The 25,981-nt window shown below is 70.5% G+C and carries 21 protein-coding genes; 12 read left to right on the top strand and 9 right to left on the bottom strand.

The window, feature by feature from the left end:
- The first annotated feature begins 8 nt into the window (after positions 1-8).
- Positions 9-1,241, top strand: a complete 1,233-nt coding sequence (locus ACFWY5_RS19145; RefSeq protein WP_379633340.1) for an MFS transporter — start codon at positions 9-11, stop codon at positions 1,239-1,241.
- Positions 1,242-1,250: 9 nt separating this feature from the next.
- Entirely contained in the window at positions 1,251-2,213 is a 963-nt protein-coding gene (locus ACFWY5_RS19150) for a phosphotransferase (protein ID WP_379633341.1), read from the top strand.
- On the opposite strand, the gene ACFWY5_RS19155 is transcribed toward ACFWY5_RS19150, so the two are convergent.
- The 8 genes from ACFWY5_RS19155 to ctaD all read right to left on the bottom strand — a co-directional run bounded on the left by ACFWY5_RS19155 (position 2,136) and on the right by ctaD (position 11,127).
- A complete protein-coding gene (locus ACFWY5_RS19155) occupies positions 2,136-3,074 on the bottom strand; it encodes a diacylglycerol/lipid kinase family protein (RefSeq protein WP_379633343.1) in 939 nt (312 codons plus the stop codon). The genes ACFWY5_RS19150 and ACFWY5_RS19155 overlap by 78 nt on opposite strands.
- A gap of 38 nt (positions 3,075-3,112) precedes the next feature.
- Positions 3,113-5,857, bottom strand: coding sequence for an immune inhibitor A domain-containing protein (locus tag ACFWY5_RS19160; protein ID WP_379613318.1), 2,745 nt, complete (start codon positions 5,855-5,857; stop codon positions 3,113-3,115).
- A gap of 73 nt (positions 5,858-5,930) precedes the next feature.
- Positions 5,931-6,278, bottom strand: a complete 348-nt coding sequence (gene frdD / locus ACFWY5_RS19165; RefSeq protein WP_379613319.1) for a fumarate reductase subunit FrdD — start codon at positions 6,276-6,278, stop codon at positions 5,931-5,933.
- Positions 6,275-6,652: a hypothetical protein gene (locus ACFWY5_RS19170; RefSeq protein ID WP_379633345.1), complete on the bottom strand. Its 378-nt coding sequence runs from the start codon at positions 6,650-6,652 to the stop codon at positions 6,275-6,277. Before ACFWY5_RS19170 ends, frdD begins: the two co-directional genes overlap by 4 nt.
- The gene (sdhB, locus tag ACFWY5_RS19175) at positions 6,649-7,410 is read right to left on the bottom strand and encodes a succinate dehydrogenase iron-sulfur subunit (protein ID WP_379613321.1); all 762 of its coding nucleotides are present in this window, start codon (positions 7,408-7,410) and stop codon (positions 6,649-6,651) included. The genes ACFWY5_RS19170 and sdhB overlap by 4 nt, the downstream gene beginning before the upstream one ends.
- Complete coding sequence (frdA, locus tag ACFWY5_RS19180; protein ID WP_379633347.1) at positions 7,403-9,136, bottom strand: fumarate reductase (quinol) flavoprotein subunit; 1,734 nt, start codon at positions 9,134-9,136, stop codon at positions 7,403-7,405. Before frdA ends, sdhB begins: the two co-directional genes overlap by 8 nt.
- Positions 9,137-9,141: 5 nt before the next feature.
- Positions 9,142-9,375, bottom strand: a complete 234-nt coding sequence (locus ACFWY5_RS19185; protein WP_184962500.1) for a hypothetical protein — start codon at positions 9,373-9,375, stop codon at positions 9,142-9,144.
- A 66-nt stretch (positions 9,376-9,441) separates the two neighbouring features.
- Positions 9,442-11,127 carry a cytochrome c oxidase subunit I gene (gene ctaD / locus ACFWY5_RS19190; RefSeq protein WP_379613323.1) on the bottom strand — a complete coding sequence of 562 codons (1,686 nt, stop codon included), beginning with the start codon at positions 11,125-11,127 and terminating at the stop codon, positions 9,442-9,444.
- A 103-nt stretch (positions 11,128-11,230) separates the two neighbouring features.
- On the opposite strand from ctaD, the gene ACFWY5_RS19195 reads away from it, so the two are divergent.
- Positions 11,231-11,824 (top strand): hypothetical protein, encoded by a 594-nt coding sequence (locus ACFWY5_RS19195; protein ID WP_379613324.1) that lies wholly within the window; start codon positions 11,231-11,233, stop codon positions 11,822-11,824.
- Between the two features lie 47 nt (positions 11,825-11,871).
- Positions 11,872-13,068, top strand: a complete 1,197-nt coding sequence (locus ACFWY5_RS19200) for an aminotransferase class I/II-fold pyridoxal phosphate-dependent enzyme (protein ID WP_379613325.1) — start codon at positions 11,872-11,874, stop codon at positions 13,066-13,068.
- A gap of 405 nt (positions 13,069-13,473) precedes the next feature.
- Here the strand turns inward: ACFWY5_RS19200 and ACFWY5_RS19205 are convergent, their stop codons facing one another.
- On the bottom strand, positions 13,474-13,998 hold the full coding sequence (locus tag ACFWY5_RS19205) for a hypothetical protein (RefSeq protein WP_379613326.1): 525 nt from the start codon (positions 13,996-13,998) through the stop codon (positions 13,474-13,476).
- A gap of 91 nt (positions 13,999-14,089) precedes the next feature.
- On the opposite strand from ACFWY5_RS19205, the gene ACFWY5_RS19210 reads away from it, so the two are divergent.
- The 8 genes from ACFWY5_RS19210 (at position 14,090) to ACFWY5_RS19245 (ending at position 25,927) form a co-directional block, all read left to right on the top strand.
- Positions 14,090-15,451, top strand: coding sequence for an FAD-binding oxidoreductase (locus ACFWY5_RS19210; RefSeq protein WP_379613327.1), 1,362 nt, complete (start codon positions 14,090-14,092; stop codon positions 15,449-15,451).
- Between the two features lie 198 nt (positions 15,452-15,649).
- A complete protein-coding gene (locus ACFWY5_RS19215) occupies positions 15,650-17,935 on the top strand; it encodes a protein kinase (protein ID WP_379613328.1) in 2,286 nt (761 codons plus the stop codon).
- Between the two features lie 125 nt (positions 17,936-18,060).
- On the top strand, positions 18,061-18,753 hold the full coding sequence (locus tag ACFWY5_RS19220; RefSeq protein WP_379613329.1) for a TetR/AcrR family transcriptional regulator: 693 nt from the start codon (positions 18,061-18,063) through the stop codon (positions 18,751-18,753).
- Entirely contained in the window at positions 18,750-20,339 is a 1,590-nt protein-coding gene (locus ACFWY5_RS19225) for an acyl-CoA carboxylase subunit beta (protein WP_379613330.1), read from the top strand. The genes ACFWY5_RS19220 and ACFWY5_RS19225 overlap by 4 nt, the downstream gene beginning before the upstream one ends.
- A complete protein-coding gene (locus ACFWY5_RS19230; RefSeq protein ID WP_379633349.1) occupies positions 20,336-22,567 on the top strand; it encodes a biotin carboxylase N-terminal domain-containing protein in 2,232 nt (743 codons plus the stop codon). Before ACFWY5_RS19225 ends, ACFWY5_RS19230 begins: the two co-directional genes overlap by 4 nt.
- Complete coding sequence (locus tag ACFWY5_RS19235) at positions 22,564-23,340, top strand: enoyl-CoA hydratase-related protein (protein WP_379613332.1); 777 nt, start codon at positions 22,564-22,566, stop codon at positions 23,338-23,340. The genes ACFWY5_RS19230 and ACFWY5_RS19235 overlap by 4 nt, the downstream gene beginning before the upstream one ends.
- Positions 23,337-25,007, top strand: coding sequence for an acyclic terpene utilization AtuA family protein (locus ACFWY5_RS19240; protein WP_379613333.1), 1,671 nt, complete (start codon positions 23,337-23,339; stop codon positions 25,005-25,007). Before ACFWY5_RS19235 ends, ACFWY5_RS19240 begins: the two co-directional genes overlap by 4 nt.
- 101 nt (positions 25,008-25,108) lie before the next feature.
- Positions 25,109-25,927: a GNAT family N-acetyltransferase gene (locus ACFWY5_RS19245; protein ID WP_379613334.1), complete on the top strand. Its 819-nt coding sequence runs from the start codon at positions 25,109-25,111 to the stop codon at positions 25,925-25,927.
- The last annotated feature ends 54 nt before the right edge of the window (positions 25,928-25,981 follow it).

The raw sequence follows: 25,981 nt of genomic DNA on the forward strand, positions 1-25,981 counted from the left end.
GACTCCTCGTGAGCTCACCCGCGTTAACGGCAAAGGTCTCCGGCGGTTGGACGGCACGGCTCTCCCTGGCCCAGCTCGGGCTGATGATGGGCTGGTTCACGCTCATCCAGATCGTGCTTCCCCAGCACATGGTGGAGGTGGACAACGCCCACAAGGAGGCGTCGCTGGCGGTGGTGTTCGCCGTGGGGGCGGCGGTGTCGATGGTGTCGAACGTGGCGTTCGGCGCGCTGTCGGACCGCACGCGCGGCCGCTTCGGCCGGCGCCGCCCGTGGATCATGTTCGGCGCGCTGACCGGCGCCGCGGCCCTGGTGCTGCTCGGCACCCAGCGGACGGTGCTGGGCATGACGATCGGCTGGAGCCTGGTGCAGCTCACGTTCAACGCGACGTACGCCTCGACGGTCGCGGTGGTGCCGGACCGGGTGCCGGAGTGGCAGCGCGGCCGGGTGCTGGCGGTGGCGGGCGCGGCGCAGGCGGCGGGACCGCTCCTGGGCGGGCTGGTGGTGGCGCTGGTCGTCACCGGCGTGCTGCCGTCCTATCTGGCGATGGCGTTGCTGCTGCTGGTGACCGTGCTGCCGTTCGCGCTCGGGACCGGCGAGGGGCCGGTGCCGGACGCGGCCAAGGCGCGCTTCGACTGGCGCACGCTCTGGGTGAGCCCGCGCCGCCACCCCGACTTCGCGTGGGCGTGGGTGACGCGTTTCCTGCTGAACCTGTCGATCTCGATGGGCACCGGCTACCTGCTCTACTACCTGCGTGACGCGATCGGCTACGAGCGGCTGTTCCCCGGGCACGGCGTGGACGAGGGCGTGCTCATCCTGCTGGCGGTCTCCACGGTGGCCGGCATCGGGCCCACGCTGCTGTCCGGCTGGCTGTCGGACAAGATAGGCAAGCGCCGCCCGATCGTCAGCGTGGCGGCGCTGCTGACCGCCTCGGCGGGGGTGCTGCTGGCGTTCACCACGTCCTGGCCGACGGTGATCGTGGCGGCGGTGATACTCGGGGCGGGCAGCGGCGCGTTCCTGGCCGTGGACCAGGCGCTGCTGACGCAGGTGCTGCCCACCGACCTCGACCGGGGCAAGGACCTCGGCGTGCTCAACCTGGCCTCGGCCGGGCCGCAGGTGCTCGCGCCGGTGCTGGCCGCGCCGCTGGTCACGCAGCTGGGCGGCTATCCGGCGCTCTACACGGTCACGGCCGCGGTGGGCATCGCCGGCGCCCTCCTGGTGTGGAAGATTCGCGGGGTGCCGTAGCGTCGGCGCATGCTGATCGAGACGGCCGAGCGGGTGGCGCGGGAGTTCGAGCTGGGCGAGGTGACGGCGGAACCGGTCTACGCGGCACGCGGCGAACTGGGCCTGATCTGGCGGGTGGACACCGACCGGGGTTCGTGGGCGGTCAAGGAGTCGCTCATCGACGTGGCCGAGCACGACGCCGCCGCCGACGTGGCCTTCCAGCGTGCCGCCGCCGCGGCCGGCGTGGTGCTTCCGGCCCCGGTCGTGGACCGCGGCGGGCGGGTGATCCTGCGGGCGCGGCCGTACGACCTGAGGGTCTATGAGTGGGCCGAGCTCGCCGCCGGCGAGATCACCGCCGCCCAGCTGGGCGCGGCGACCGCGAGCGTCCATCGCGTACGGCACGCCGCCCGCGGCCCGGTGCCCGGCTGGTTCGCCGCCCCGCTCGGCGCGGAGGGGTGGGCGGGGATCGCCGCGATCTCGCGCCGCCAGGAGTGGGAGGACGCGCTGCGCACCTGGCTGGACGACCTCGTCGCGGTGGAGGCGATCGTCGCCGAGCCGGATCCGGCGCGGGTGACGACCTGCCATCGCGACCTCAACGAGGAGAACCTGCGCATGTCCGCCCAGGGCGTGCTCACCGTCCTGGACTGGGAGAACTGCGGTCCAGCCGTGCCCGCCTGGGAGCTGGCCGCGATCGTGGCCCGCGACCCCGGAGTCTACCCCGCCTATGTGGCGGCGGGCGGTCCGGCGCGGGTGACCCGGCCGGAGGACTTCTCGATGCGCGTGGCCGTACAGGGGCATCTGCTGGAGTTCTACGCGCGGCGGGCGAGCGATCCGGCGGAGGGCGAGGAGAACCGGGCGCGCTCGCGCGCCCGCCTGCGCGAGATGCTGACGCGGCCGCTCACGCTGGAGCGGATCTCAGCGATCCTCGAAGGTCTCCGGGACCATCACGCGCACCCCGTTGGGCACCACGCGCAGCCTGATGGGGGTGCGTAGGCGCACCTCACCGTCGACGTCGGCGGCCATCGGCGGTTCGGTCTCCAGCAGCATCTCGCGGCCGGTCACGAACGGCCCGCCCGCCATGCTGCGCCAGCGGCCGGACGCCGCCCGCACGAGCGTCTCGCCGAGCAGCCGCAGCTTCTTGCCGGAGCCGAGCTGGTAGGCGACGAGCTGGCCGTTGTCGATGCTGATGTCCTTGGCCACCTGCCAGCCGCCGTGGAAGCGGCCGTTGGCGATGTTGAGCTGGTGGGTGAGGAGCTCGTGGCGCTGGCCGTCGACGGTGATGAAGGCGCGGAACGGCCGGTGGCCCGGCAGGATCGTCAGCGCCGTCAGCGGGTAGGCGGGGCGCCCGATGATGCGCTTGAGCCACGGCTTGACCTTGCCGGCCACCTCGACGGAGACGCCGAAGCTGGCCAGGTTCGCGAACGGGCGGTCGTCGGCCATGCCGAGGTCGATGTCGGCGACCTTGCCGGTGGCGAAGACGTTGATCGCGCCGGCCAGGTCGAGCGGCAGGCCGAGGCTGCGGGCGAAGTTGTTGGTGGTGCCGAGCGGGAGCACGCCGAGCGCGACGTCGCGGTGAGCGATGTGGCGCACGGCCGACGACAGGGTGCCGTCACCGCCCCCGACGATCAGCAGGTCGGGCTGGGTGGCCAGCGCCCTGTCGAGATGCTCGCGCAACCGCTTGGGCTTGAGCACCGAGAACTCGGCGAGTGGTTCGAAGCCCAGACCGTGGATGAGGTCGAGCGCCTCGAAATAGTGGCGGCGACCGCGGCGCGAGCGAGTGTTGATCACCACGGCCACCCGGCGCTCCCGCCGGATGGCCGCGGTGTGCTCCGCCTTGGTCCTAAGGTCCGTCATGGTCCCTCATCGTAGGGCCGCCGGAGCGGCCCCTACGATCACTTCTTGGGCGCGACGACCTGGACGATGGCTCCGAGGTTGCCGGGCAGGGGGCTGACCAGCTTGAACTGGACGCCCAGCGCCTTGCCCTCGTCACCCGGGTTGCCGGTGCCGAGCTTGTGGCCGTGGCCCATGTCGGTCCCGTACAGGTCGGGGGCGGGGGTGCCGTCGAAGTTGACGACGCGCGTGCTGTACTGCTGGTCGCCCTTGGCGGGGACGACCGCCGACGCGTCGAAGTCGCGGTAGAACAGCGAGCCGTTCTGCAGCTCGAAGCCCGGGTACCAGGTCTTCGCGTCGGTGAAGTTCGGCACGCCCTTCAGCGCGGCGATGTCCGAGCAGTACTCGCTGAACGGCTCGTCCGGCGCCTCCAGGCACTCCTTGAACGGGTAGGTCTTGTTGAAGGAGAACGCGGCGTTGGAGGTCTGGGAGCGGCCTTCCAGGTTCTTGTTGCGGCTCGGGTCCTTGGCCGCCGCGGTCCCGGTACGGCGCAGCGGCTCGTAATGGGAGTCCACGACCAGCAGGCTGCCCTTGGCTCCGATGCTGGGCAGCTGCTCCAGGCTCGGGATGATCACGTTGTTGGTGTAGGTCGAGTCGCGGAGCCAGACCAGCAGGCCGGGCGCGTTGTACTTGACCTTCTGCACGTTCCACGCGCCGTCGCGCGAGTAGGTGGTGTCGTAGGCGTACTGCAGGCCCTTGTCGAAGCCGTCGAAGTTCCGCCACTCGGCGAGGTAGAAGCGGGAGATCTCGCGCGAGCCGTTGTTCACGGTCCAGCCCTGGCCGCTGGTGTTGGTGAACGTGCCGCCGGTGGCCTTCCAGCCGTTCTCGCCGCCCTCGACGTCGTCGCTCCACACGGCGGTGCCGCCGTTGGTGAGCTGGAAGTCGTCGGCGTGCCAGCCGCGCGGGGTGGAGGCGGCGTCGGTGTTGTAGGCCAGGCGCAGCTTGACGGTCTGGCCGGCGAACGGGGTCAGGTTGACGTAGTCGTGCCGCCAGCCGTCGGTGTTGCCGGTGAGGCCGTACTTCTTGTTGCCGAACGTCTTGAGGTTCTTGTTCGGGTCCGGGTAGTCGTCCGGGGTGGTGACTTCCTGGCCGGCCTCGTTGAAGACCTTCTGCTGGGTCCAGGTGTTGCCGCCGTCGGTGGAGACCTCGACGAAGCCGTAGTCCCAGTCGGCCTCGATCTCGTAGTTGTTCCACATCCAGAAGCGCAGGTCGCTTCCGGCGGGCACCTGCACGTCGCGGGTGACCTTGACGTTGGCCCACTCCTGGTCCATGCCGGACCACCAGGCGTTGGCGCCGCTGTGGGCGTCGATCATCTTCAGCGGCTGGCTGGCCAGGTTGACGCGGATGCCGTCGGCGGTGAACTTGGGCGTGCGCGAGGACTGGCCGACGGTGACCAGCTTGCCGGCGTCACCGGGGTTGAGCGTCTTGGGGTTGGCCCAGCCGAGGACCCACTTGTCCCACAGGCCCATGTGCGTCGGCATCGACTGGAAGATCGGGCCGGAGTGCGAGCCGCTGGACATCAGGTCCCAGAAGTCGACGGAGGAGCTGCCCGCGCCGCTGGTGTCGTACAGGTCGGGCAGGCCGAGGTCGTGGCCGTACTCGTGGGCGAAGACGCCGACGCCGGAGTCCTCGGGCTGCACGATGTAGTTCGAGATCTTCTTGTCGGTACCGGGGACCTGGTAGCCGCCGGCGACCGCGCTGGAGTGCGCCCAGATCGCGTAGGTGCCCTCCTTGCCGCCGTCGGAGGACTTGTCCTTGCCGGCGTGGACGAGCACCAGGTGGTCGATCACGCCGTCGGGCTCGGCGAAGTTGCCGTCGCCGTCGGCGTCGGAGGTGTCCTCCTGGTCGTACTCGGCCCAGTTGAAGCCGGGCTGCGTCTGCGCCAGGACGTTGACCGCGTCGATGGCGAGCTGGCCGGCGCCCAGCGGGTTGTCCGGGTGGCCGGACATGTCCTGGGGTGCGCCACCGCAGGCGGCCGCGCCGTACCACGCCTCGGAGTGCGGGGCCTTGATCCAGCCGACGGCGGAGCCGGTGACGGAGTAGGCGCCCTTGGACATCTCCTCGTACATCTTCTTCATGGTGTGGCCGGAGATGTCGATGCCGGGGCGGCCGTCGCGCGGGTCCTTGAGGTCCTTGCGCACGCGCTCGGTGATGCCCTTGTCGGTGTAGAGCATCTTGTTGAAGTGCGCGGGGCTGAAGTCGGGAACCCAGAAGGAGTTGTTGTCCTTCTGGGGCAGGCTCGCCGGGTCGGGGATGTTGTTGTGGAGCGGGCCGTTCATCTTGGTGCCCGGCGGCTCCACGACGCAGTCGTCGGGCGCGCTGTCGGGCGTGCGCAGGCGGTTGTAGCCGGAGAAGTCGTCGTTGGCGTTCTCGTTGAACTCCACGAGCAGGGTCAGCAGCTTGGCCGTCTTGGTCTGCTTCGACTTCTTGAAGATCCAGTCGGCGGGGTTGCGGCCGGTTCTGATGGCCTCGTTCTCCCGGGCGGCCAGGACGCGGCCGGCGACCGGGTTGCCGCTGGTGAACTTCTGGTCGAACTTCTGCGCCGGGGAGAGGCTGCGGGCGGCGGGCGAGCCCGGCGCCGGCGGATCCGCGAGGGTCTTCTCCACCCGGGGCGGTGCGTAGTTGATGTAGGCGTCTGCCGCGCTGGGGACGTACCTCGCGATAGAGGCGTCCGCGGGTGCGACGGCGAGTCCCGTGGCGATGAGGGTGAGCGCGGGGACTGTGGCTAAGTAGCGTCTGCTTGGCACAAAGCGGACGCTAAGCCCAAGGTCAAGTGATCGTAAAGCCCTTTCGGGAAATGTGATGTATCAGTGGGGAATTTCAGAACAGCAGAAGCACGGCCAGAGTGCCGCCCGCAATAGCGCCGCCATAACAGAGCAGCGCGATGAACAGGTCGAATCTGGCCACGCTCAGAAGTTCCTCACTGGTGTGCCGGATCCGGTGCGCCGCGTGAAACAGGCACAGGACGATGACGGCCACCAGGGCCAGCCGTACCGGAACCGGGTCAAGAAGCGCGGTCAGATGCGGCGTGGACGGCCAGTCGAGCACGCCGAGCGGCATGAGCACCCCGAACAGCAGCACCAGCACGGGCAGCAGGAGCGCGGCCACTACTCCCCCGCCGCTGAACAACAGCCACAGGTACGGCTCGGCCGTGCGCCGCCGGCTCATGGCGTCCTCAGCACGAAGTAGGCGATGACCGCCGAGATCAGCAGCCAGGCGGAGTGGTTGCCGCCCTGGATCATCCAGGCGGGCAGGCGGTAGCCGTCCAGCCGGACGACGGTCGCCTTGGGGGCCAGGTTCAGGAACGTCACCGCGTGGAAGGTCGTGGCGGCCAGCGCGACCACGTTGAGCACGATCACCCACGGCTGCCCGGCGAAGGCGGCCGGGTCGCCGCCGTTCAGCACGGCGTCGATGACGATCATCAGGAAGACGATCGCCCACGCCACGAACACGCTGGTCAGCTCGCGCGCCACGAACACCGTGTAGTTCCGGTTGCGCAGGAACCACGCGTGGTCGCGCGGCGGCCGGTACGCCGTCGTCATCGCCTGCTCCAAGGGAGGATGGACCGCATCGCGGCCGTGACCTTGTAGCGCTGGATCGCCTCGGCCGGATCGACGTGCTTGGGGCAGACCCGGGTGCATTCGCCGACGAACGTGCACCCCCACACCGCCTCGTCCAGGTTGAGCATGTCGAAGCGGTCGCCCATGTCGCGCGAGTCGAGCTCGTAGCGCTGGGCCAGCGCGATCGCGGCCGGGCCGAGGAAGTCGGGGTCGAGCACGTAGACCGGGCAGGCCGAGTAGCAGAGCATGCAGTTGATGCACATCGAGTACTGCTTGTACGCCTCAAGCTGCGCCGGGGTCTGCGCGTGCTCGGTCGTCAGCGGCAGTTCCTCGCCCTCCCTGATCAGCCACGGCTTCACGTGCCGCAGCTTGTCGAGGAAGTCGTCGACCTCCACCACCAGGTCGCGGATGATCGGGAAGCCCTTGAGCGGCTCGATCCTGATCGGCCCGTCGCCGAACTCGGTGAAGAACGTGCCGCAGGTCAGCCGGGGCTCGCCGTTGACGTTCATGCCGCACGAGCCGCAGATGCCCATCCGGCACGACCAGCGGAACGACAGCGTCCCGTCGAGCTGGTCCTTGATGTAGTTGAGCCCGTCGAGCACCGCCCAGTCGTCCATGAGCGGCACGTCGAAGCTCTCCAGCACGGGCACGCTGTCCTGGCCCGGCCGGTATCGGGTGACTTCGAGGGTGATGGTGCGCGTGGTGGCCTGGCGTGCCTCGTGGTGTTTCGCCTCAGTCACGGCCATAAACCCTTTCGCCGGGAGGCCAGCGGGTGATCGTCACGGGCAGCAGCCCGACGGACGGCGCGCCGTCGGGCGCGCGGTAGACGAGCGAGTGCGCCAGGAACTCCGTGTCGTCGCGCGCCTCGTAGTCGGTGCGCTGGTGCGCGCCGCGCGACTCGCGCCGGTTGAGCGCGCAGGCGGCGATCGTCTGGGCCACGTCCAGCATCGTGTGCAGTTCCTGCAGGTTGATCAGCTCGGTGTTGAAGGTGGCGCTGGTGTCGTCCATCCGCGCGCCGTCCGCCCGCTCGCGCAGCTCGGCCAGCGTGTCCACGGCCTTGGCCAGCTCGGCGCCGGTGCGGTAGATCCCGGCCGCGCCCTCCAGCGTGTGCTGCATCCGCTCGCGCAGGTCCGCGATGCGGTCGCCGCCGTGGTGGCCCTCCCGCGCGCGCTCCAGCCGCCGTCGCTCGTCCTCCCCCTGCGCGCGCACGGCGGGCGGCTCCGCCCGCCGGTGCGCACGGGCGAAGGCGGCGGCGGCCGTACCGGCTCTGCGGCCGAAGACGAGGATCTCGGGCAGCGAGTTGGAGCCGAGCCGGTTGGCGCCGTTGATACTGACGCAGGCGGTCTCGCCCGCCGCGTACAGGCCGGCGATGGGAGTGGCGCCGTCCAGGTCGGTGTGGACGCCGCCCATCACGTAGTGCACGACCGGGCGGACCGGGATGAGGTCGGTGGCCGGGTCGAGGTTCTGGTAGCTGCGGCACAGCTCGCGCACGAACGGGATCCTGGCGTCGATCTTGCCTTCGCCCAGGTGGCGCAGGTCCAGGTAGACGACGGGGCCGTAGGGCGTCTCGACGGTGCGGCCGCGCCGCTGCTCGTGCACGAACGCCTGCGAGAGGCGGTCGCGCGGGCCCAGCTCCATGCTGCGCAGCTTGGGCTTCTCCGTCGGCTTGCCCAGGTCGTAGTCCTGGAGGTAGCGGTAGCCGTCCTTGTTGATCAGCCAGCCGCCCTCGGCGCGGGCCGCCTCGGTGATGAGGATGCCGGTGAACGGCAGGCCCGTCGGGTGGTACTGGATGAACTCCATGTCCTTCAGCGGCGCCCCGGCCCGGTAGGCCAGGGCCATGCCGTCGCCGGTCTTGATGGCGGCGTTGGTGGTGAAGGGGAAGACCCGGCCGCAGCCGCCGGTGGCCAGGATGACGGTGCGGGCGGCGATGGTCTCGATGCGCCCGGTCCTGATCTCGACGGCCACGACGCCGTGGACGCGGCCGTCGTCGACGATCAGCTTGGTGACGAACCACTCGTCGTAGCGCCAGATCTCGCCGTATTTCATGGTGGTCTGGAACAGGGTGTGGAGCAGGTGGAAGCCGGTCTTGTCGGCGGCGTACCAGGTGCGCTCGCGCTTCATCCCGCCGAACGGCCGCACCGCCACCCGCCCGTCGCCCTCCCGGCTCCACGGGCAGCCCCAGTGCTCCAGCTGGATCAGCTCCCGGGGCGCCTCGGCCACGAAGGCCTCGACGGCGTCCTGGTCGCAGAGCCAGTCGCCGCCGGAGACGGTGTCGTAGCAGTGCTCGTCCAGGGAGTCCCCCGCCGCGATCACTGCGGCGGCGCCGCCCTCGGCCGAGACCGTGTGGCTGCGCATCGGGTAGACCTTCGACACGACCGCCACGCTCAGCTCCGGGTCGGCCTCGGCGACCGCGATGGCCGCGCGGAGCCCGGCGCCGCCCCCTCCGACGATGAGCACATCGATCATGGGCGTCACTTCCCGTGGTCGGGTTCGATGGGGTCCTTCACCCGCTTGCCGTCGTGCCGGATGGCGGACAGATGGATGCTGCCGTCGTGGTACTCGTGGCGGATCCTGCGGCAGCCGCACTCGAAGAACTGATCCCTGATGACCAGGCCGTAGCCGTCGTCGTCGACGAGGCGCTCACCGCCGGATCGTTTCCCGCAGGGGGCCTGTTCGGGGGTGAAGGGGATTTTGGTGCCTGTCATCGCCGATCTCCCTAGAAAGGCGAAATGTCATCTCCACACAAGCACCACGAGGACCTCCTGAATAGGTCAGATGTCTCTCCCGGTTTGCGGCTGCTCCACGGGCGGGGGCTGGGCCGGCGCCGGCTCGCGGGGATAGTGCAGGTCGAAGGCGGGACGCTCGGAGCGGATCGGCGGGATGCTGACGAAGTTGTGGCGCGGCGGCGGGCAGGACGTCGCCCACTCCAGCGAGTTGCAGTAGCCCCACGGGTCGTCCAGGGTGACCTTCGCCCCGTGCCTGGCGGTCTTCCAGACGTTGTAGAGGAACGGCAGCGTCGAGGCGCCGAGCAGGAAGGCGCCCACCGAGGAGATCTCGTTGAGCGTGGTGAAGCCGTCGGCGGCGCCGAAGTCGGCGTAGCGGCGCGGCATCCCGAGCGTCCCCAGCCAGTGCTGGATCAGGAACGTCGTGTGGAAGCCGACGAAGAGCGTCCAGAAGTGCACCTTGCCGAGCCGGTCGTCGAGCATCCGGCCGGTCATCTTCGGCCACCAGAAGTAGAAGCCGGAGAACATCGCGAACACCACGGTGCCGAAGACCACGTAGTGGAAGTGGGCCACGACGAAGTAGGTGTCGGAGATGTGGAAGTCCAGCGGCGGCGCAGCCAGGATGACGCCGGTCAGCCCGCCCAGCAGGAACGTCACCAGGAACCCGACGGCGAACAGCATCGGCGTCTCGAAGCTGAGATGGCCCCGCCACATCGTGCCGATCCAGTTGAAGAACTTCACGCCCGTCGGCACCGCGATGAGGAAGGTCATGAAGGCGAAGAACGGCAGCAGCACCTGCCCGGTCGGGAACATGTGGTGCGCCCACACGGTCATCGACAGCCCGGCGATCGCGATCGTCGCCCCGACCAGCCCCATGTAGCCGAAGATCGGCTTGCGGCTGAAGACCGGGATGACCTCGGTGATGATGCCGAAGAACGGCAGCGCGATGATGTAGACCTCGGGATGGCCGAAGAACCAGAACAGGTGCTGCCAGAGCATCGCCCCGCCGTTCTCCGGCGCGAACACCTGGGTGCCGAGCTTGCGGTCCGACTCCAGCACCAGCAGCGCCGCCGCCAGCACCGGGAAGGCCATCAGCACGAGCATGCTGGTCAGCAGCGTGTTCCAGGTGAACAGCGGCATCCGGAACATGGTCATGCCCGGCGCCCGCATGCCGATGATCGTGGTGATGAAGTTGACCGCGCCGAGGATCGTCCCGAGCCCCGAGAGCGCGAGACCCATGATCCACAGGTCGCCGCCGAGCCCCGGCGAGTACGTGGCGGTCGACAGCGGCGTGTAGGCGAACCAGCCGAAGTCGGCCGCGCCACCCGGCGAGACGAACCCGGCCAGCACCATGATCCCGCCGAACAGGAACAGCCAGTACGCCACCGCGTTCAGCCGCGGGAACGCCACGTCGGGAGCCCCGATCTGCAACGGCATCACCACGTTGGCGAACCCGGCGAACAGCGGCGTCGCGAACAGCAGCAGCATGACCGTGCCGTGGATGGTGAACAGCTGGTTGTACTGCTGCTGGCTGACCAGTTGCATGCCCGGCTGGGCCAGCTCGGCCCGCATCACCATGGCCATGAGCCCGGCCACGAGGAAGAACACGAACGAGGTGATCAGGTACAGGTACCCGATGACCTTGTGGTCGGTGGTCGACATCCAGGAGACGATCACGGTGCCCGTACGGCGGCGCCGTACGCGCTCGATAGAGGTCTCGCGGACGGTCGTCACGGCAGCTCCCTCCGACGCGGTGCCCCCGATGACCCCATTCCACGCCAACCGCAGCATCGGCGCAATTACCCTGGCGAAGATCAGGCTTACGGAAGGGCAGAGGATGAAGAGGGTCGCGCTGGTGTGCGCCGGGGTCGTGGTGGCGGGGTTGTTCACGGGGCAGGCGGCGCAGGCGAAGCCGTCCATCCCGAGAAATTTCCTCCTTTATGAGAAGCAGGCGCGCGCCGACGCGGGCGGCGAGCACTGGATCCTCGTCGAGGGCGCCAAGCACGAGGACGTCTGGAACGCGCAGTGCCGCCCCGCGACCCTCAAGGGCTGGTCGGCGCGGCGTGACCTCACCTACGACACCGAGATCGGCGGCGGCGAGAAGACCAACGCGATCCGCGGCGAGCAGGTGTTCGTCTTCACCAAGGCGAGCGGGGCGCGGGCGATGATGGCCGGGATGCGCAAGCTGATGAAGGGCTGCGCGCAGATCAGGGCGAGCGCGCCGCGGATCGGCGAGGAGGCCGTGGGCGGGGTGCTGAAGATCAAGGGCAAGGTCCCGCAGACACAGCAGTTCGTGGCGGTACGGCGGGGCGCGGCCGTGGCCCTCTACTGGGACCTGGCCAACGCCGCCAAGCCGCTGCGCACGATGGCACGGCACGAGCGGGACGCCAGGCGGATGGCGGCCAAGTTGTGCGCGATCGGCGGCTGCTGACCCCTGCGTCTTCTATCCTTCGTAGCGACTCGATCGGAGGAGATCACGTGAACGCACAGCGCGACTACGACGCCCTGGTCAGCCGGGGCCTCAAGCTTGACCTCACCAGGGGGAAGCCGTCGCCGCGCCAGCTCGATCTCGCCGACGCGATGCTGACGCTGCCCACGTCCTATGTCGCCAGGGACGGCATGGACGGGCGCAACTACGGCAACCTGCAGGGGCTGGCCGAGTTGCGGGAGTTGTTCGGGCCGTTGCTGCAGGTCCCGGCGGAGCAGCTGGTGGTGGGCGGCAACTCCAGCCTCACGATGATGCACGACACGGTGGTGCACGCGCTGCTGAGCCCGGTGCCGGGCGCGCCGGTGCGGTGGGTGGAGGCCGGCGAGATCACCTTCCTCTGCCCCGTTCCCGGATATGACCGGCATTTCACGATCTGTGAGCGACTCGGGATCAAGATGGTCGCGGTGCCCATGAACGCCGACGGGCCGGACATGGACGTCGTCGAGCGGCTCGTGGCCGAGGACGCGAGCGTCAAGGGCATGTGGTGCGTGCCGAAGTACAGCAACCCCTCGGGGATCGTGTACGGCGACGAGACGGTGCGGAGGCTGGCGTCGATGCGCACCGCCGCCCCCGATTTCCGGATTTTTTGGGACAACGCCTATGCGGTGCACCATCTGACCGAGGACCACGCCGAGATCGCCGACCTGCCGGCCCTGAGCGCCGCGCACGGCAACGCCGACCGGGTGTTCGTCTACGGCTCGACGTCGAAGGTGACGATGGCGGGGAGCGGGGTGTCGTTCTTCGGCTCGTCGCCGGCGAACGTCGCGTGGTTCCTGGCCAACACGGCCAAGCAGTCGATCGGGCCCGACAAGATCAACCAGCTGCGGCACGTGGAGTTTCTGCGCGACGGCGCCGGGGTGGCGGCGCACATGCGCAAGCACGCCGAGCTGATCGGGCCGAAGTTCGCGATCGTGGACCAGATCCTGTCGAAGGAACTGGACGACCTCGCCTCCTGGACCAGCGCGAAGGGCGGGTACTTCATCACTCTCGAGGTGCCCCATGCCGGACGGGTGGTCGAGCTGGCCAAGAACGCGGGCATCGCCCTGACGCCCGCAGGCGCCACCCATCCCTATGGCCACGACCCGTCCGACCGCTTCATCCGGATCGCCCCTACCTTCCCCAGCCTGGACGAAGTCGAACAAGCCATGCAGGGCCTCGTCACCTGCATCCGCCTGGCCGCGCAGTGATCGCGCGATTCTGATCGCGCGATTCTGATTGCTTTCGGCCGCTGTTTGCTGCGCTCTTATCCGTTACGGCGCAGCCCAGTGGGCGCCTCCCGCCGTCGTGGGCTCGCATCCGTGCGGGGTCGGCCGGCAGTCTGACGTGGTGCTCGCCGTTACGGCGGTTCGCCGGCCGGGTTCCGTGCCCCGCACGGGCCGCCGTACCGGCGCGCCGAACACCACCGCCGGACTTCCCGCCGTCTCGGCGCGGAAGAGCGACAAGCACGGGCATGCCCGCACCGACCTAACGCTCCGCACACACCCCGCCCCCGGCCCTCGCCACGCCCCTCGTGCCGGCCCTCCTCCCGCCTCCAGCCCGGTCCCTTCTCCCCTGTCCTGGCCCTGGTCCCGGGGCGGGTGGGGTGGGGTGGGTCAGCGGCGGAAGCCGAAGATGTACTCGCGGGTTTCGCTGGGGTGGAAGGACACGCCCACTCCGGGTTCGAAGGCGGCGTTGTCGCGGGTGCAGTAGTACAGGCCGTGCCAGACCTCTATCGCGCGTTCCCTGGCCGGGGTTTCGGCGTCGTCGCGTTTGCGGGCGCCGTACGAGCCGACCACGAAGAACGTGCCGAAGATCCAGAAGAGGCCGGTCAGGCAGAACGGCGCCAGCAGTACCTCGCCCCAGGACGCGTTTCCGCCCATCGCGATGACCAGCGCGACCACCAGGTGCACCAGTGCGGCGCCCAGCAGCATCAGGTAGCCCTGGTTGCGGGCCCATGGCGTGTAGTGGCGGCTGGGGAAGGAGAGCCAGACCGCGAGCTGGGTTCGGCTCATCGCGCGCTTGGAGACGCCCAGGGCGGGTGCGGTGGGCAGGTCATGGACCTGTTTGTCACCGGGCAGACGTACGCGGCCGATTTTGTACGTCGTGCCGGCGGCGACGACCCCCGGCACCGAGGCCACCTGATCAGCCTGGGAACACACCGGGCACGTCACATCCACCTGGTGCAGTCTGGCCGGAAGCCGTGGCCAGCGCAAACCGTAAGGTTCTCCTGTGAGCGTGATTGATACCTTGATCGACCGCCTTCCGGACGGACGCGTACTTACCGACCCTGATGTGATCGACTCCTACGCCCGTGACAAGACGTTCTGTGAGCCGGGCAAGGCTCTCGGCGTGGTTCTCGCCGGGTCGCGTGAGGACGTGGTGACCACGCTTCGGTGGGCCAGTGAGCACCGGGTGCCCGTGGTGCCGCGCGGTGCGGGGACGGGGCTGGCCGGGGCGGCGACGGCGGGCGACGGTTCGATCGTGCTCTCCCTGGCCAGGATGACGGCCATCCGCGAACTGTCGCCGGCCGACGAGATCGCCGTGGTCGAGCCGGGGGTGATCACCGCCGATCTGGACCGGGCGGCGCGTGCGCACGGCCTCATGTACGCGCCCGATCCCTCCTCCTACGAGATCTCCACCATCGGCGGCAACCTGGCCACGAACGCCGGCGGGCTGCGCTGCGTCAAGTACGGCGTGACCCGCGACTCCGCGCTCGGCCTGGAAGTCGTGCTGGCCGACGGCCGGGTGCTGAACACCGGCCGCCGCACGATGAAGGGCGTCACCGGCTACGACCTGACCGGCCTGTTCGTCGGCTCCGAGGGAACGCTCGGGGTGATCACCGCGGCGACCGTACGCCTGCGCAGGGCTCCGGAGGCGCCGCCGGCGACGTTCGCGGCCGAGTTCGGCTCGCTGCGCGAGGCGGGCGCCGCGGTGTCGGCCATCATGGCGGCCGGTTGCCAGCCGTCCCTGCTGGAACTGCTCGACCGCGCCACGCTGGAGGCCATCGACGACATGCGCAGCATCGGGCTGGAGGCGGGGACGATGGCGATGCTGATCGGCCAGTCCGACGCCACTGACTCGGCGGCGGCCGTCGCGCGCATGCAGGAGGTCTGCGAGGCGCACGGCGCGGCCTTCGTGGCGGTCTCGTCGTCTCCGGCCGAGGCCGAGGAGCTGATCGGCGTGCGCCGCATGGCCTACCACGCCAAGGAGCGCCTGGGCGCCTGCCTCGTGGAGGACGTGTGCGTGCCGCGCTCGGTCCTGCCCGACATGATCGGCGCGATCGAGGCGGCAGCCGTACGGCATGGCGTGAAGATCTGCACCGTCGCCCACGCGGGGGACGGCAACCTGCACCCGGTCTTCATCTTCGACCGCGGCGCCGCGGAGCCCCCGCCCGAGGTGTGGGCGGCGGCCGACGAGGTGTTCACCCGCGCGCTCGCGCTCGGCGGCACGCTGACCGGTGAGCACGGGGTGGGGCTGCTGAAGAAGCGGTGGCTGGCGTTGGAGACGGGCGAGGTCGTGGAGGAGATCCATCACGGCATCAAGGCGGTTTTCGACCCGCTGGGCATCCTCAACCCCGGCAAGGCCATCTGACCCCTTTTCCGGTACGGCAACGCCTGGTCGGCCCCCGGATTCGCGCGCCGGAGCGATCGGGTAAACACCTTCTTGACTGGCGGGTGGGTTGCGTTAGCACCGGGTTAAAACGTGAAAGATCTCTCAGGTCGGCAGACGCACCAAGTAGCACACTGGTAGCGTTTTGCCCCATCTATTGATGACTTATGGGGGTCCGACGTGAATCAGTACCAGCCGTTGGCGGCGGACGACCCGCGACGGCTGGGTGCGTACGACATCGTCGCCCGGCTCGGCGAGGGTGGCCAAGGCATTGTTTACCTGGGCAAATCTGACTCCGGTGAGCAGGTCGCGGTCAAGCTGCTGCATCATGCGCTGGCCGCCGATCCGACCGCTCGTGACCGGTTCCTCCGGGAGGTCGCGGTCGCGCAGCGGGTGGCCCGGTTCTGTACCGCTCCGGTGCTTCATGCCGATCTGGAGGGCAGCCGGCCGTACATCGTGAGTGAGTTCGTGGCCGGGCCGTCGTTGCGTCAGCTCGTCGACCAGGAGGGGCCGCGCCGCGGTGCCGCGCTCGAACGGCTCGCCATCAGTACGGCCACCGCGCTCGCGGCCATCCACCGCGCCGGGATCCTGCACCGGGACTTCAAGCCCGCGAACGTCCTCATGGGGCCCGAGGGTCCTGTCGTGATCGACTTCGGTATCGCGCGTGCTCTGGACTCCCCCGGCGCCACGGCTACGGGGATGGCGATGGGGACGCCGTCGTACCTGGCTCCCGAGCAGTTGAGCGGCGCTCCGGTGTCCGAGGCGGCGGACGTGTTCGCGTGGGGCGTCACGATGGTGTTCGCCGCGTCCGGGCGGCCCGCGTTCGGGTCGGACTCGATCCCCGTGGTCATGAACCGGATCCTCCACCAGGAGCCCGAGATCGTCGGCCTGGACGGGACGATGGCCGAACTGGTGGCCGCGTGTCTCTCCAAGGACCCCGCCGTCCGGCCGACCGCGGACCAGATCATCGTCCGCCTCACCGGCCAGCCGGTCCCCCGCGCCGCGGTCGAGCCCGTCACCGGACCCACGGCCCAGGTCCGTCCGATCCCGGACAACCCCGTACCTGTCACCGGGGCTCAGGCCGTCCCCGGCCCGCAGCCGGCTTCCGGTCCGCATGGCCCCTCTCAGCCCGTGGCCGGTATGCCCGCTCCCGGTCCGAACGGCCCCTCCCAGCAGCCCGTGGCCGGTATGCCCACTTCCGCCCCGAGCGCTCCTTCCGGCCCTCAGGCCGTGCCTGGCGCGGTCGCCGGTGCGCAGGCGGCGTCCGGCGCGGCACCTGGGCCGAACGCACCAGGAGCGCGTCCCTCCGGACCCCACGCTCCCTCCGGGCCTCAGGGTCCATCCGGGCCGCAAGGTCCTGGACAGGCGCATCCTCAAGGCCGGCCGGGGATGTTCGGGCCGCAGCAGGGTCACCCCACCGCACCAGGACAGCGTGGGGGGCCCGGACCCGGTGTACCCACCCAAGGCGGGCCAGGCGGGCCCATGGCGGCCGCGGTCGCCGGGCAGCAGGGAGGCAACGGCGGCAAGGCCGACCCCGCCACCCGCAGCCGCCGGACGCTGACCTACGCGCTGTCCGGCGTGGCCGCGGTGGCGCTGCTCGTCGTCGGCGGTGTCGTCATCGCCGCGCAGAACGGCCAGACGCCGGTCACACTGGTCAACGCCCTCGGTTCCGACGAGTCGCCGACCCCGGCGGGCGACGGTTCCGGCGATGCCGGGCAGCAGCCGCCGGTGGTGACGGATCTGCCCGCCGTACCCTCGAATGAGCCCACGCAGGGCGAGCCCACCGAATTGCTCCCGAGCGAGGACCCGACGTTCGAGGAGCCGTCGCTGGAGACGCTGCCGGAACCGGTGCAGTCCAGGAACCAGCAACCCAACCCGACGAACCCGCCCAAGCACGAGACGCGCCCGTCGGACAAGCCCTCCTCGAAGAAGCCCACCACCACGCCCAGCAAGTCCGAGAACCAGGTGGACCCCGGCGGCGAGACCACCGACCCGCCGTCCGACCAGCCCAAGCCGACGACGAAGCCCACCACGAAGCCGCCGACCAAACCGACGGCCAAACCGACATCCAAGCCCAAGCCGACCCCGAAGCCGACGATCAAGCCGACCCCCAAGCCGACTCCGAAGCCCAGCACCAAGCCGAACCCGTACACGGTCGGCCAGGTCTGCGGCTCCGGCTTCAAGACGGTCAACTCCCACGCGCTGGGCGACAAGGCGACCATCTACCTGATGTACAACTCGGCACAGGGCAAGAACTGCGTCGTCACGATGTCGCGCCTGATGTACCCGGCCAAGATGCCGATGAACGCGATCCTCCAGGTCAAGGGCGGCGGCTCCGGCTCGAACCCGGGCTCGTTCACCGCCTACGCCGGCCCGGTCCGCCTGGCCGCACTCAAGAAGTGCGTCATCTGGGGCGGTTCCTGGGGCAACCTGTCCTGGAAGTCCGGCTGGAGCCACTGCGGTTAGACCCCCTCCCGGCGGCGCCGCTCCCCTCTTCGGGGGCGGCGCCGCCGTCATTTCCGCCCATGGGGTACGGCGCGCATCCGGTTGGGTCTTCCGTTGGCCGGGACGGCGGTCGTAGGGTAGTTGACGTGATCGTCAAGTCTGAGGTGCTGACCGCCCGCGGCCGCAGGACCAGGGCCGCTCTGGTCGATGCCGGCCGGGAGGCGTTCGCGGCCCAGCCGCTCGACGCCGTCCGCATCGACGACGTGTGCGCCCGCGCCGGCGTCTCCCACGGCACCTTCTACACGTACTTCGACTCCAAGGAAGCCCTGTTCAGGGAGGTCGCCGGGGTGGTGGTGGGCGAGATGTTCACCGCCAGCGTCGTCGGCCCGGCGGCCTCCGGCGCGCCGTATGAGCGGATAGAGGCGGCCAACCGCCTCTACCTGCGCGCCTGGGCGGCCAACTCCCGCCTGGTCAGGATGCTCGAACAGGCCGCCACCACCGACGAGAGCTTCGCCGGCCTGCTGCTGGAGCTGCGCGAGGTGTTCGTCCGGCGGGGCGCCGAGGGCCTGCGCCGCCTCCAGGACCAGGGCCTGGCCGACCCCACGCTCGACCCCAGGCTGACCGCGATCATGCTGGGCGGCATGGTGGAGCACTTCGCCCACGTATGGCTGGACCTGGGCGAGCACGCCGACGAGGCGGCCGCCGTGGACCTGCTGACCAAGCTCTGGGCCCGCGCCATCGGCTTGACGCCGACGTCAACTTCACCGCCGCTCCACCCCGGCGTGTCCACCGAGCCACTTCCGCCTCCCGGCGCAGACCTTCTGGAGCCGCCCCGATGATCACGAGCAGGCTGGACACGGGCGGCGCGGAGTACCGGGAGCGGCGCGCGGCGATGCTCGCCAAGCTGGCCGACCTGGACGCCGAGCACGCCAAGGCCGTCGCGGGCGGGGGTGAGAAGTACGTCGACCGGCACCGCAAACGCGGCAAGCTCCTCGCCAGGGAACGCATCGAGCTCCTCGTCGACCCCGACTCGCCGTTCCTGGAGCTGTCACCGCTGGCCGCCTGGGGCAGCGACTTCCCGGTGGGGGCGAGCGTGGTGACCGGGATCGGGGTGATCGAGGGCGTCGAGTGCGTGATCACGGCCAGCGATCCGACGGTCCGGGGCGGGGCGTCGAACCCGTGGACGCTGAAGAAGACGTTGCGCGCGTCGGAGATCGCTCTCCGCAACCGCCTGCCGTACGTGAATCTGGTGGAGTCGGGCGGAGCGGACCTCCCGACACAGAAGGAGATCTTCATCCCGGGCGGGCAGATCTTCAGGGAGCTGACGCGGCTGAGCGCGGCGGGCATCCCGACGATCGCGCTGGTGTTCGGCAACTCCACGGCGGGCGGCGCCTATGTGCCCGGGATGAGCGACCACGTGGTGATGGTGAAGGAGCGCGCGAAGGTCTTCCTCGGTGGTCCGCCGCTGGTCAAGATGGCGACCGGCGAGGAGTCCGACGACGAGTCGCTGGGCGGGGCGGAGATGCACGCGCGCACGAGCGGCCTGGCCGACCATCTCGCGGTGGACGAGCATGACGCCCTCCGCATAGGCCGAAATATCGTGAAATCGCTGCGCTGGCGCAAACTCGGCACCACCCCCGGAACCACCCATGACCCGAAATATCCGGCCGACGAGCTTCTCGGCATCGTCCCCGAGGACCTCAAGATCCCGTTCGACCCCCGCGAGGTCATCGCCAGGATCGTGGACGGCAGCGCCTTCGAGGAGTTCAAGCCCCTCTACGGCCCCTCCCTCGTCACCGGCTGGGCCACCCTCCACGGATACCCGATCGGCATCCTCGCCAACGCCCGCGGCGTCCTGTTCAGCGAGGAGTCGCAGAAGGCGACGCAGTTCATCCAGCTCGCCGACCAGTCGCGCACCCCGCTCCTCTTCCTCCAGAACACCACCGGCTACATGGTCGGCAAGGAGTACGAGCAGGGCGGCATCATCAAACACGGCGCCATGATGATCAACGCGGTGTCGAACTCCAGCGTGCCGCATCTGACCGTCACCATGGGCGCCTCCTACGGCGCCGGAAACTACGGCATGTGCGGCCGCGCCTACGACCCGCGCTTCCTGTTCACCTGGCCGAGCGCCAAGTCGGCGGTCATGGGACCGGCCCAGCTCGCCGGGGTGTTGTCCATCGTGGGGCGGGCCTCGGCGACGGCGCGCGGCCTGCCGTACGACGAGGAACAGGACGCGGCCATGCGCGCCATGGTCGAGGCGCAGATCGAGGCGGAGTCACTGCCGTTCTTCCTGTCGGGCCGCCTCTACGACGACGGCGTCATCGACCCCCGCGACACCAGGACCGTGCTGGGACTGTGCCTGTCGGCGATCAACAACGCGCCGGAGCCGGAACCGCAGAGATATGGGGTGTTCCGTCCATGACCGTGATCACGCGCCTGCTCGTCGCCAACCGCGGTGAGATCGCCCGCCGCGTCTTCCGCACCTGCCGCGAGCTCGGCATCGAGACCGTCGCCGTCTTCTCCGACGCCGACGCGGACGCGCCGCACGTGGCAGAAGCCGATCACGCGGTACGGCTGAGCGGCGTCACCCCCAGCGCCACCTATCTCGATATTTCCCGAATCATCGAGGCAGCCCGGATGTCCGGAGCCGACGCCATCCACCCCGGCTACGGCTTCCTGTCGGAGAACGCCGCCTTCGCCCAGGCGGTCCTGGACGCGGGCCTGACCTGGGTGGGCCCCTCCCCCGGGTCGATCGCCGCCATGGGCTCCAAGGTCGAGGCCAAACGCCTGATGACCGAGGCAGGCGTCCCCGTCCTGCCGTCCCTACCCCTCACCGCCCCGACACCCCCCGGCACCCCAGAAGAACAGACCACCGAGACGACCACCCCCAACGCGACGCCCCTCGGCCCACCCGTCGGGCACACCGTCGACACAACGGAGGCGACGCCCGGCCCGACGGATGGCCCGACCAACACCGACACGGCCAAGGCGGACCGGGCCGCCCCGGACAACGGGGCCCTTGGCGCGGACATGCGGACGGATGTGCACGTGGGCGTGGCGGACGCGGTCACGGCCGCCACGGCGGAGGGCCTTGGCGCGAACGCGGCGACCCTGCGGCCTGGGGGCCATGGGGTGGAGGGGGCGGCCCCGGGCGCAGGGGGCGTTGGGTCCGAGGCGGGCATGGGCGCGGGGGGCGTCGGCGTGGAGGGCGTGGGTGGGGTGGCTTATCCGCTGTTGGTCAAGGCTTCTGCCGGGGGTGGTGGGCGGGGGATGCGGGTGGTGCGGTCGGCCGGTGAGCTTGAGCGGGAGGTGGCCTCGGCGCGGCGGGAGGCGGAGGCGGCCTTCGGTGACGGCACGGTGTTCGTGGAGCCGTTGCTGGAGGGTGCCCGGCACATCGAGGTACAGATCCTGGCCGACACCCACGGCACCGTCTGGGCCCTGGGCGAGCGTGAGTGCAGCGTCCAGCGGCGGCACCAGAAGGTGCTGGAGGAGTGCCCGTCCCCCGCGATCTCCGGCGAGATGAGGGACAGGCTCCAGCGGGCCGCCGTCAGCGCCGCCCGCGCCATCGGCTACACCGGCGCCGGCACCGTGGAGTTCCTGGTCAAGGACGACACCGTGGCATTCCTGGAGATGAACACCCGCCTTCAGGTGGAGCACCCGGTCACCGAACTGGTCTACGGCGTCGACCTGGTCAGGCTCCAGCTTGAGGTCGCGGAGGGCGCCGCCCTGCCGGAGGCGCCCCCGGAACCGGCGGGCCACGCGATCGAGGTCCGCCTGTACGCGGAGGACGCCCATTACGTCCCGCAGTCCGGCACCCTGCACAGGTTCGAGATCGACGGCCCGGTCCGGGTGGATTCGGGGGTCGAGTCGGGCTCCGTGGTCTCCACCCACTACGACGCCGTGCTGGCCAAGGTGATCGCCCACGGAGCCACCCGGAACGTGGCGATCAGGAAACTCACCGGCGCCCTGAAACAGGCCAAACTCCACGGCCTCACCACAAACCGCGACCTCCTCCTCAATATCCTGAAAAATCCGGACTACGTCGCGGGCGCCACCCACACCGGCTTCCTCGACCAGCACGATCTCACCGCCACCCCGGAACCCACCGAGCTGGAAGCCCTGGCCGCCGCCCTCGCCCTCGCCGCCGCCAACCGGGCCGGGGCCAAGGTCCTGGCCACGCTGCCCGCCGGCTGGCGCAATGTCCGTTCGCAGGAGGAACGCGCGAGGTTCGCCGAGATCGAGGTGGTCTATCGGCCCTTGCCGGAGGGGGTCACGGTCGTGGCGGCGACGCCGTACCGTGTGGTGCTGGAGCGGGACGGGATCAGGCACGCCCACGACGTCGCCCGCTACGACGACGCCGTCTACGTCGGCTCCGCCCGCCTGACGCCGCTGCCCCGGCTGCCCGAGCCGGTCGAGCACGTGGCCCCGGGATCACTGCTCGCGCCCATGCCCGGTAGCGTGCTGCGCGTGGAGGTCGAGCCCGGCGACCGCGTGACCAAGGGTCAGGTGGTGCTGGTGCTTGAGGCCATGAAGATGGAGCATCAGATCGCCGCGCCCGCCGACGGCGTCGTCGCCGGCCTGCGCGTGGAAAAGGGGCAGCAGGTGGAGGCGGGCAGCGTGCTGGCGATCATCCAGGAGGGGGACGAGTGAGCAGTCTGGTCCACAAGGAGCTCGACGGCGGCATCGCCACGATCACGCTGGACTCTCCGCCGAACCGCAACGCCCTGTCGGTGCGCCTGCTCGGCGACCTTGAGGCCAGGCTCAACTGGGCGCTGGCCGAGCCGGAGGTACGCCTGATCGTGCTGACCGGCACCGGCCCGGTCTTCTGCTCGGGCGCCGACCTGAAGGAGCAGCGCATCGAACCGGCCGCGGGGGCGGGGGACGCGCCGGTGACGGCGTCGTTCCCGGAGATCCTGGGGCTGATCTGGGAGAGTCCCAAACCGGTCATCTGCCGCCTCAACGGCACCGCGCGGGCGGGCGGGCTCGGGCTGGTCGCCGCGTGCGACTTCGCGATCGCGCCGGACACCGCCTCGTTCGCCTTCACGGAGGTACGGCTCGGCGTCGTACCCGCGATGATCTCGGTGCCGGTGCTGCGCAGGCTGGACCCCCGGGCCGCCGCCGAGTACTTCCTGACCGGCGAGGTCTTCGACGCCGCCCGTGCCGCGGAGATCGGGCTGCTGACGCGGGCCGTACCCGGGGACAGGCTGGACGCCGAGGTGGCGCGCTACGCCGAGATGCTCCTCAAGGGCGGCCCCGAGGCGCTCGCGATCACCAAGCGGATGGTCCGCGACATCCCGCAGGTGTCGTTCGAGGAGGGCCTGCGGCAGATGACCGCGTTGTCCGCGCAGCGCTTCACCTCGGAGGAGGGCCAGGAGGGCATCGCCGCCTTCGTGGACAAGCGCCCGCCGAAGTGGGTGCCATGACCCTGCGCGTGGCCAACTGCAGCGGCTTCTACGGCGACCGCCTGTCCGCGGCCCGCGAGATGGTCGAGGGCGGCCCGATCGACGTGCTGACCGGCGACTGGCTGGCCGAGCTGACCATGCTCATCCTGGCCGGCAACCGCCTGAAGGGCCGCCCCGGTTACGCCCCCACCTTCCTCAAGCAGGTGGAGGAGGTGCTGGGCACCTGCCTGGAGCGAGGCATCAAGATCGTCTCGAACGCGGGCGGGCTCGACCCTGAGGGCTGCGCGGCCGCCGTCACCGACCTGGCCGCCCGCCTGGGGCTGAGCGCCTCCGTGGCGGCCGTCAGCGGCGACGACCTGACCGGCCGCGACCTCGACCTCACGAACGCCGACACCGGCGAGAAGCTCGACGCCACCCCGCTGACCGCCAACGCCTACCTCGGCGGGCGCCCCATCGCCGCCGCCCTCACGGCCGGCGCCGACGTGGTGGTGACCGGCCGCGTCACCGACGCCGCCCTGGTCACGGGCCCCGGCATCTGGCGGTACGGCTGGCGCCCCACCGACTACGACGCGCTCGCCGGTTCGGTGGCCGCCGGGCACGTCATCGAGTGCGGCTGCCAGGCCACCGGCGGCAACTACGCGTTCTTCACCGAGATCCCCGGCCTGACGCACTGCGGCTTCCCGATCGCCGAACTGGAGTCCGACGGCTCCTCGGTGATCACCAAGCACCCGGGCACCGGCGGCGCCGTCACGGTCGGCACCGTGACCGCCCAGCTCCTGTACGAGATCGGCGGCCCCCGCTACCTCGGCCCCGACGTCACCGCCCACTTCGACACCGTCACGCTGGAGCAGGAGGCGCCCGACCGGGTCCGCGTCAGCGGCGTACGCGGCTCGCCGCCGCCGGACACGCTGAAGGTGGCCGTCAACTACCTGGGCGGCTACCGCAACACGATGACGCTGATGCTCACCGGCCTGGACCTGGAGGAGAAGGCGCGGGTGGCGCAGGAGGCGATCTGGGCCCGGGTGCCACGCGAGGCGTTCGACGACGTGGACGTGAGCGTCGATCCGCCGCTGCTGCGGATCACCGTCATGTCGGCCGACGCAAAGGTGGCCGGGCGCGCGTTCTCCTCGGCGGTGGTGGAGACCGGGCTGGCCAGCTATCCGGGTTTCTACGGGCTCACGCCGCCGGGGAACGCCTCACCCTATGGGGTGTACTGGCCCGTTCTCGTGCCCGCCGGCTCGGTGCGGGCGCGGGTGACGGTGGACGGGACACCGGTGGAGGTGCCCGCCGGAGCCGAGCACACGGGCGGTTTCGACGGGACGGCGGCCGAGGCGCCCGCCTACACCGGCGGGCCCACCGCGCGGGCGCCGCTGGGCCGGGTGGCCGGGGCCCGGTCGGGCGACAAGGGCGGGAACGCGAACCTGGGCGTGTGGGTGCGATCGCCCGCCCAGTACGGCTGGCTGGCCGCCTACCTGACCGCCGACCGGCTCCGGGAGTTGCTGCCCCGGCTGGCCGGATACCGCCTCGACCGGTACGAGCTGCCCAACCTCAACGCGGTCAACTTCGTCGTCCACGGGCTGCTGGGGCGAGGAGTGGCGGCAAGCCCGCGGCTCGACCCGCAGGCCAAGGCGCTGGGCGAGGAACTCCGGGCCCAGATGGCCGACATCCCGGCGGACTACCTGACCTGACCGCCAGCCCTGGCGTGCCTGCCTTCCGCCCACGTCCACCGCCACCACGCACGCCATGACCCGGCATCATGGCCCATGCCCGGTCAGGGCATCATGTCCGGATGCACGTTCGGCGACTCACCCACGACGACCTGCCCGCCTGCTCCCGCCTGGCCGTCTCCCGCCAGTGGGGCGCGGAGGAGCACAAGTGGCGCTTCCTGTTCGACGTCGGCGAGGTCTACGGCATCGACGCCCCGGGCGGGGGCCTGGCCTCCACCGCGCTCCTGGTCCCCTACGGGCCGGACGCCGCCGCGGTCAGCATGGTCCTGACCGCGGCGGGACACGAGCGCCAGGGCCTGGCCGGCCGTGTCGTCCGCCACCTCCTCGACGTCGCGGGCGAGCGCACGGTCTGGCTCTACTCCACCGCCAACGGCCGCCCCGTCTACGAGCGCCTCGGATTCCGCGCCGTGGGCCGCGTCGAGTCCCACCGCGGCCCGTTCACGGGCGCGCCGTCCGGCGCGAGCCGCCCCGCCACCGAGCGCGACCTGGACGACATTCTCGCGCTGGACGCGAAGGTCTTCGGCGCCGACCGCTCGGACCTGCTGCGCCGCATGCCCGCCTTCCACGAGCGGGTCAGGGTGCTGGAGGCGGGCGGCAGGATCGAGGGGTACGGCGGCGCCTGGCGCAACGACACCCAGATCGTCATCGGCCCCCTCGTCGCCCAGGACGCCGAGCAGGCCACGGCGCTCATCGGCGACCTGGCCGCCGGCTGGGACCTGCCGGTCAGGCTCGACCTCGACATGAGCCGTCCCGGCCTGGTCGCGTGGGCGGTGGAGCGCGGGCTCGGCTCGCCGTTCCCGAACACGGTGATGGTGCGGGGCGGCGAGCTGCCGGGCGACCACGCGCGCCGGTTCCTGCCGCTGATGGTCTCGCTGGGTTGACCTTCGGCGAAGGGCGGCCGTAGATTCACGACTAGAATTTGATTCTGATCCGGG

The sequence above is a fragment of the Nonomuraea sp. NPDC059007 genome, assembly GCF_042740555.1.
Classification (GTDB): domain Bacteria; phylum Actinomycetota; class Actinomycetes; order Streptosporangiales; family Streptosporangiaceae; genus Nonomuraea.

Excerpts from the sequence above, each read along its gene's own strand:
- ACFWY5_RS19155 (WP_379633343.1), bottom strand. The coding sequence starts at position 3,074 with ATGACGGACCTTAGGACCAAGGCGGAGCACACCGCGGCCATCCGGCGG.
- ACFWY5_RS19245 (WP_379613334.1), top strand. The coding sequence starts at position 25,109 with ATGCACGTTCGGCGACTCACCCACGACGACCTGCCCGCCTGCTCCCGC.
- frdD (WP_379613319.1), bottom strand. The coding sequence starts at position 6,278 with ATGAGCCGGCGGCGCACGGCCGAGCCGTACCTGTGGCTGTTGTTCAGC.
- ACFWY5_RS19195 (WP_379613324.1), top strand. The coding sequence starts at position 11,231 with ATGAAGAGGGTCGCGCTGGTGTGCGCCGGGGTCGTGGTGGCGGGGTTG.
- ACFWY5_RS19230 (WP_379633349.1), top strand. The coding sequence starts at position 20,336 with ATGACCGTGATCACGCGCCTGCTCGTCGCCAACCGCGGTGAGATCGCC.
- frdA (WP_379633347.1), bottom strand. The coding sequence starts at position 9,136 with ATGATCGATGTGCTCATCGTCGGAGGGGGCGGCGCCGGGCTCCGCGCG.
- ACFWY5_RS19150 (WP_379633341.1), top strand. The coding sequence starts at position 1,251 with ATGCTGATCGAGACGGCCGAGCGGGTGGCGCGGGAGTTCGAGCTGGGC.
- ACFWY5_RS19240 (WP_379613333.1), top strand. The coding sequence starts at position 23,337 with ATGACCCTGCGCGTGGCCAACTGCAGCGGCTTCTACGGCGACCGCCTG.
- ACFWY5_RS19170 (WP_379633345.1), bottom strand. The coding sequence starts at position 6,652 with ATGACGACGGCGTACCGGCCGCCGCGCGACCACGCGTGGTTCCTGCGC.
- ACFWY5_RS19185 (WP_184962500.1), bottom strand. The coding sequence starts at position 9,375 with ATGACAGGCACCAAAATCCCCTTCACCCCCGAACAGGCCCCCTGCGGG.
- ACFWY5_RS19225 (WP_379613330.1), top strand. The coding sequence starts at position 18,750 with ATGATCACGAGCAGGCTGGACACGGGCGGCGCGGAGTACCGGGAGCGG.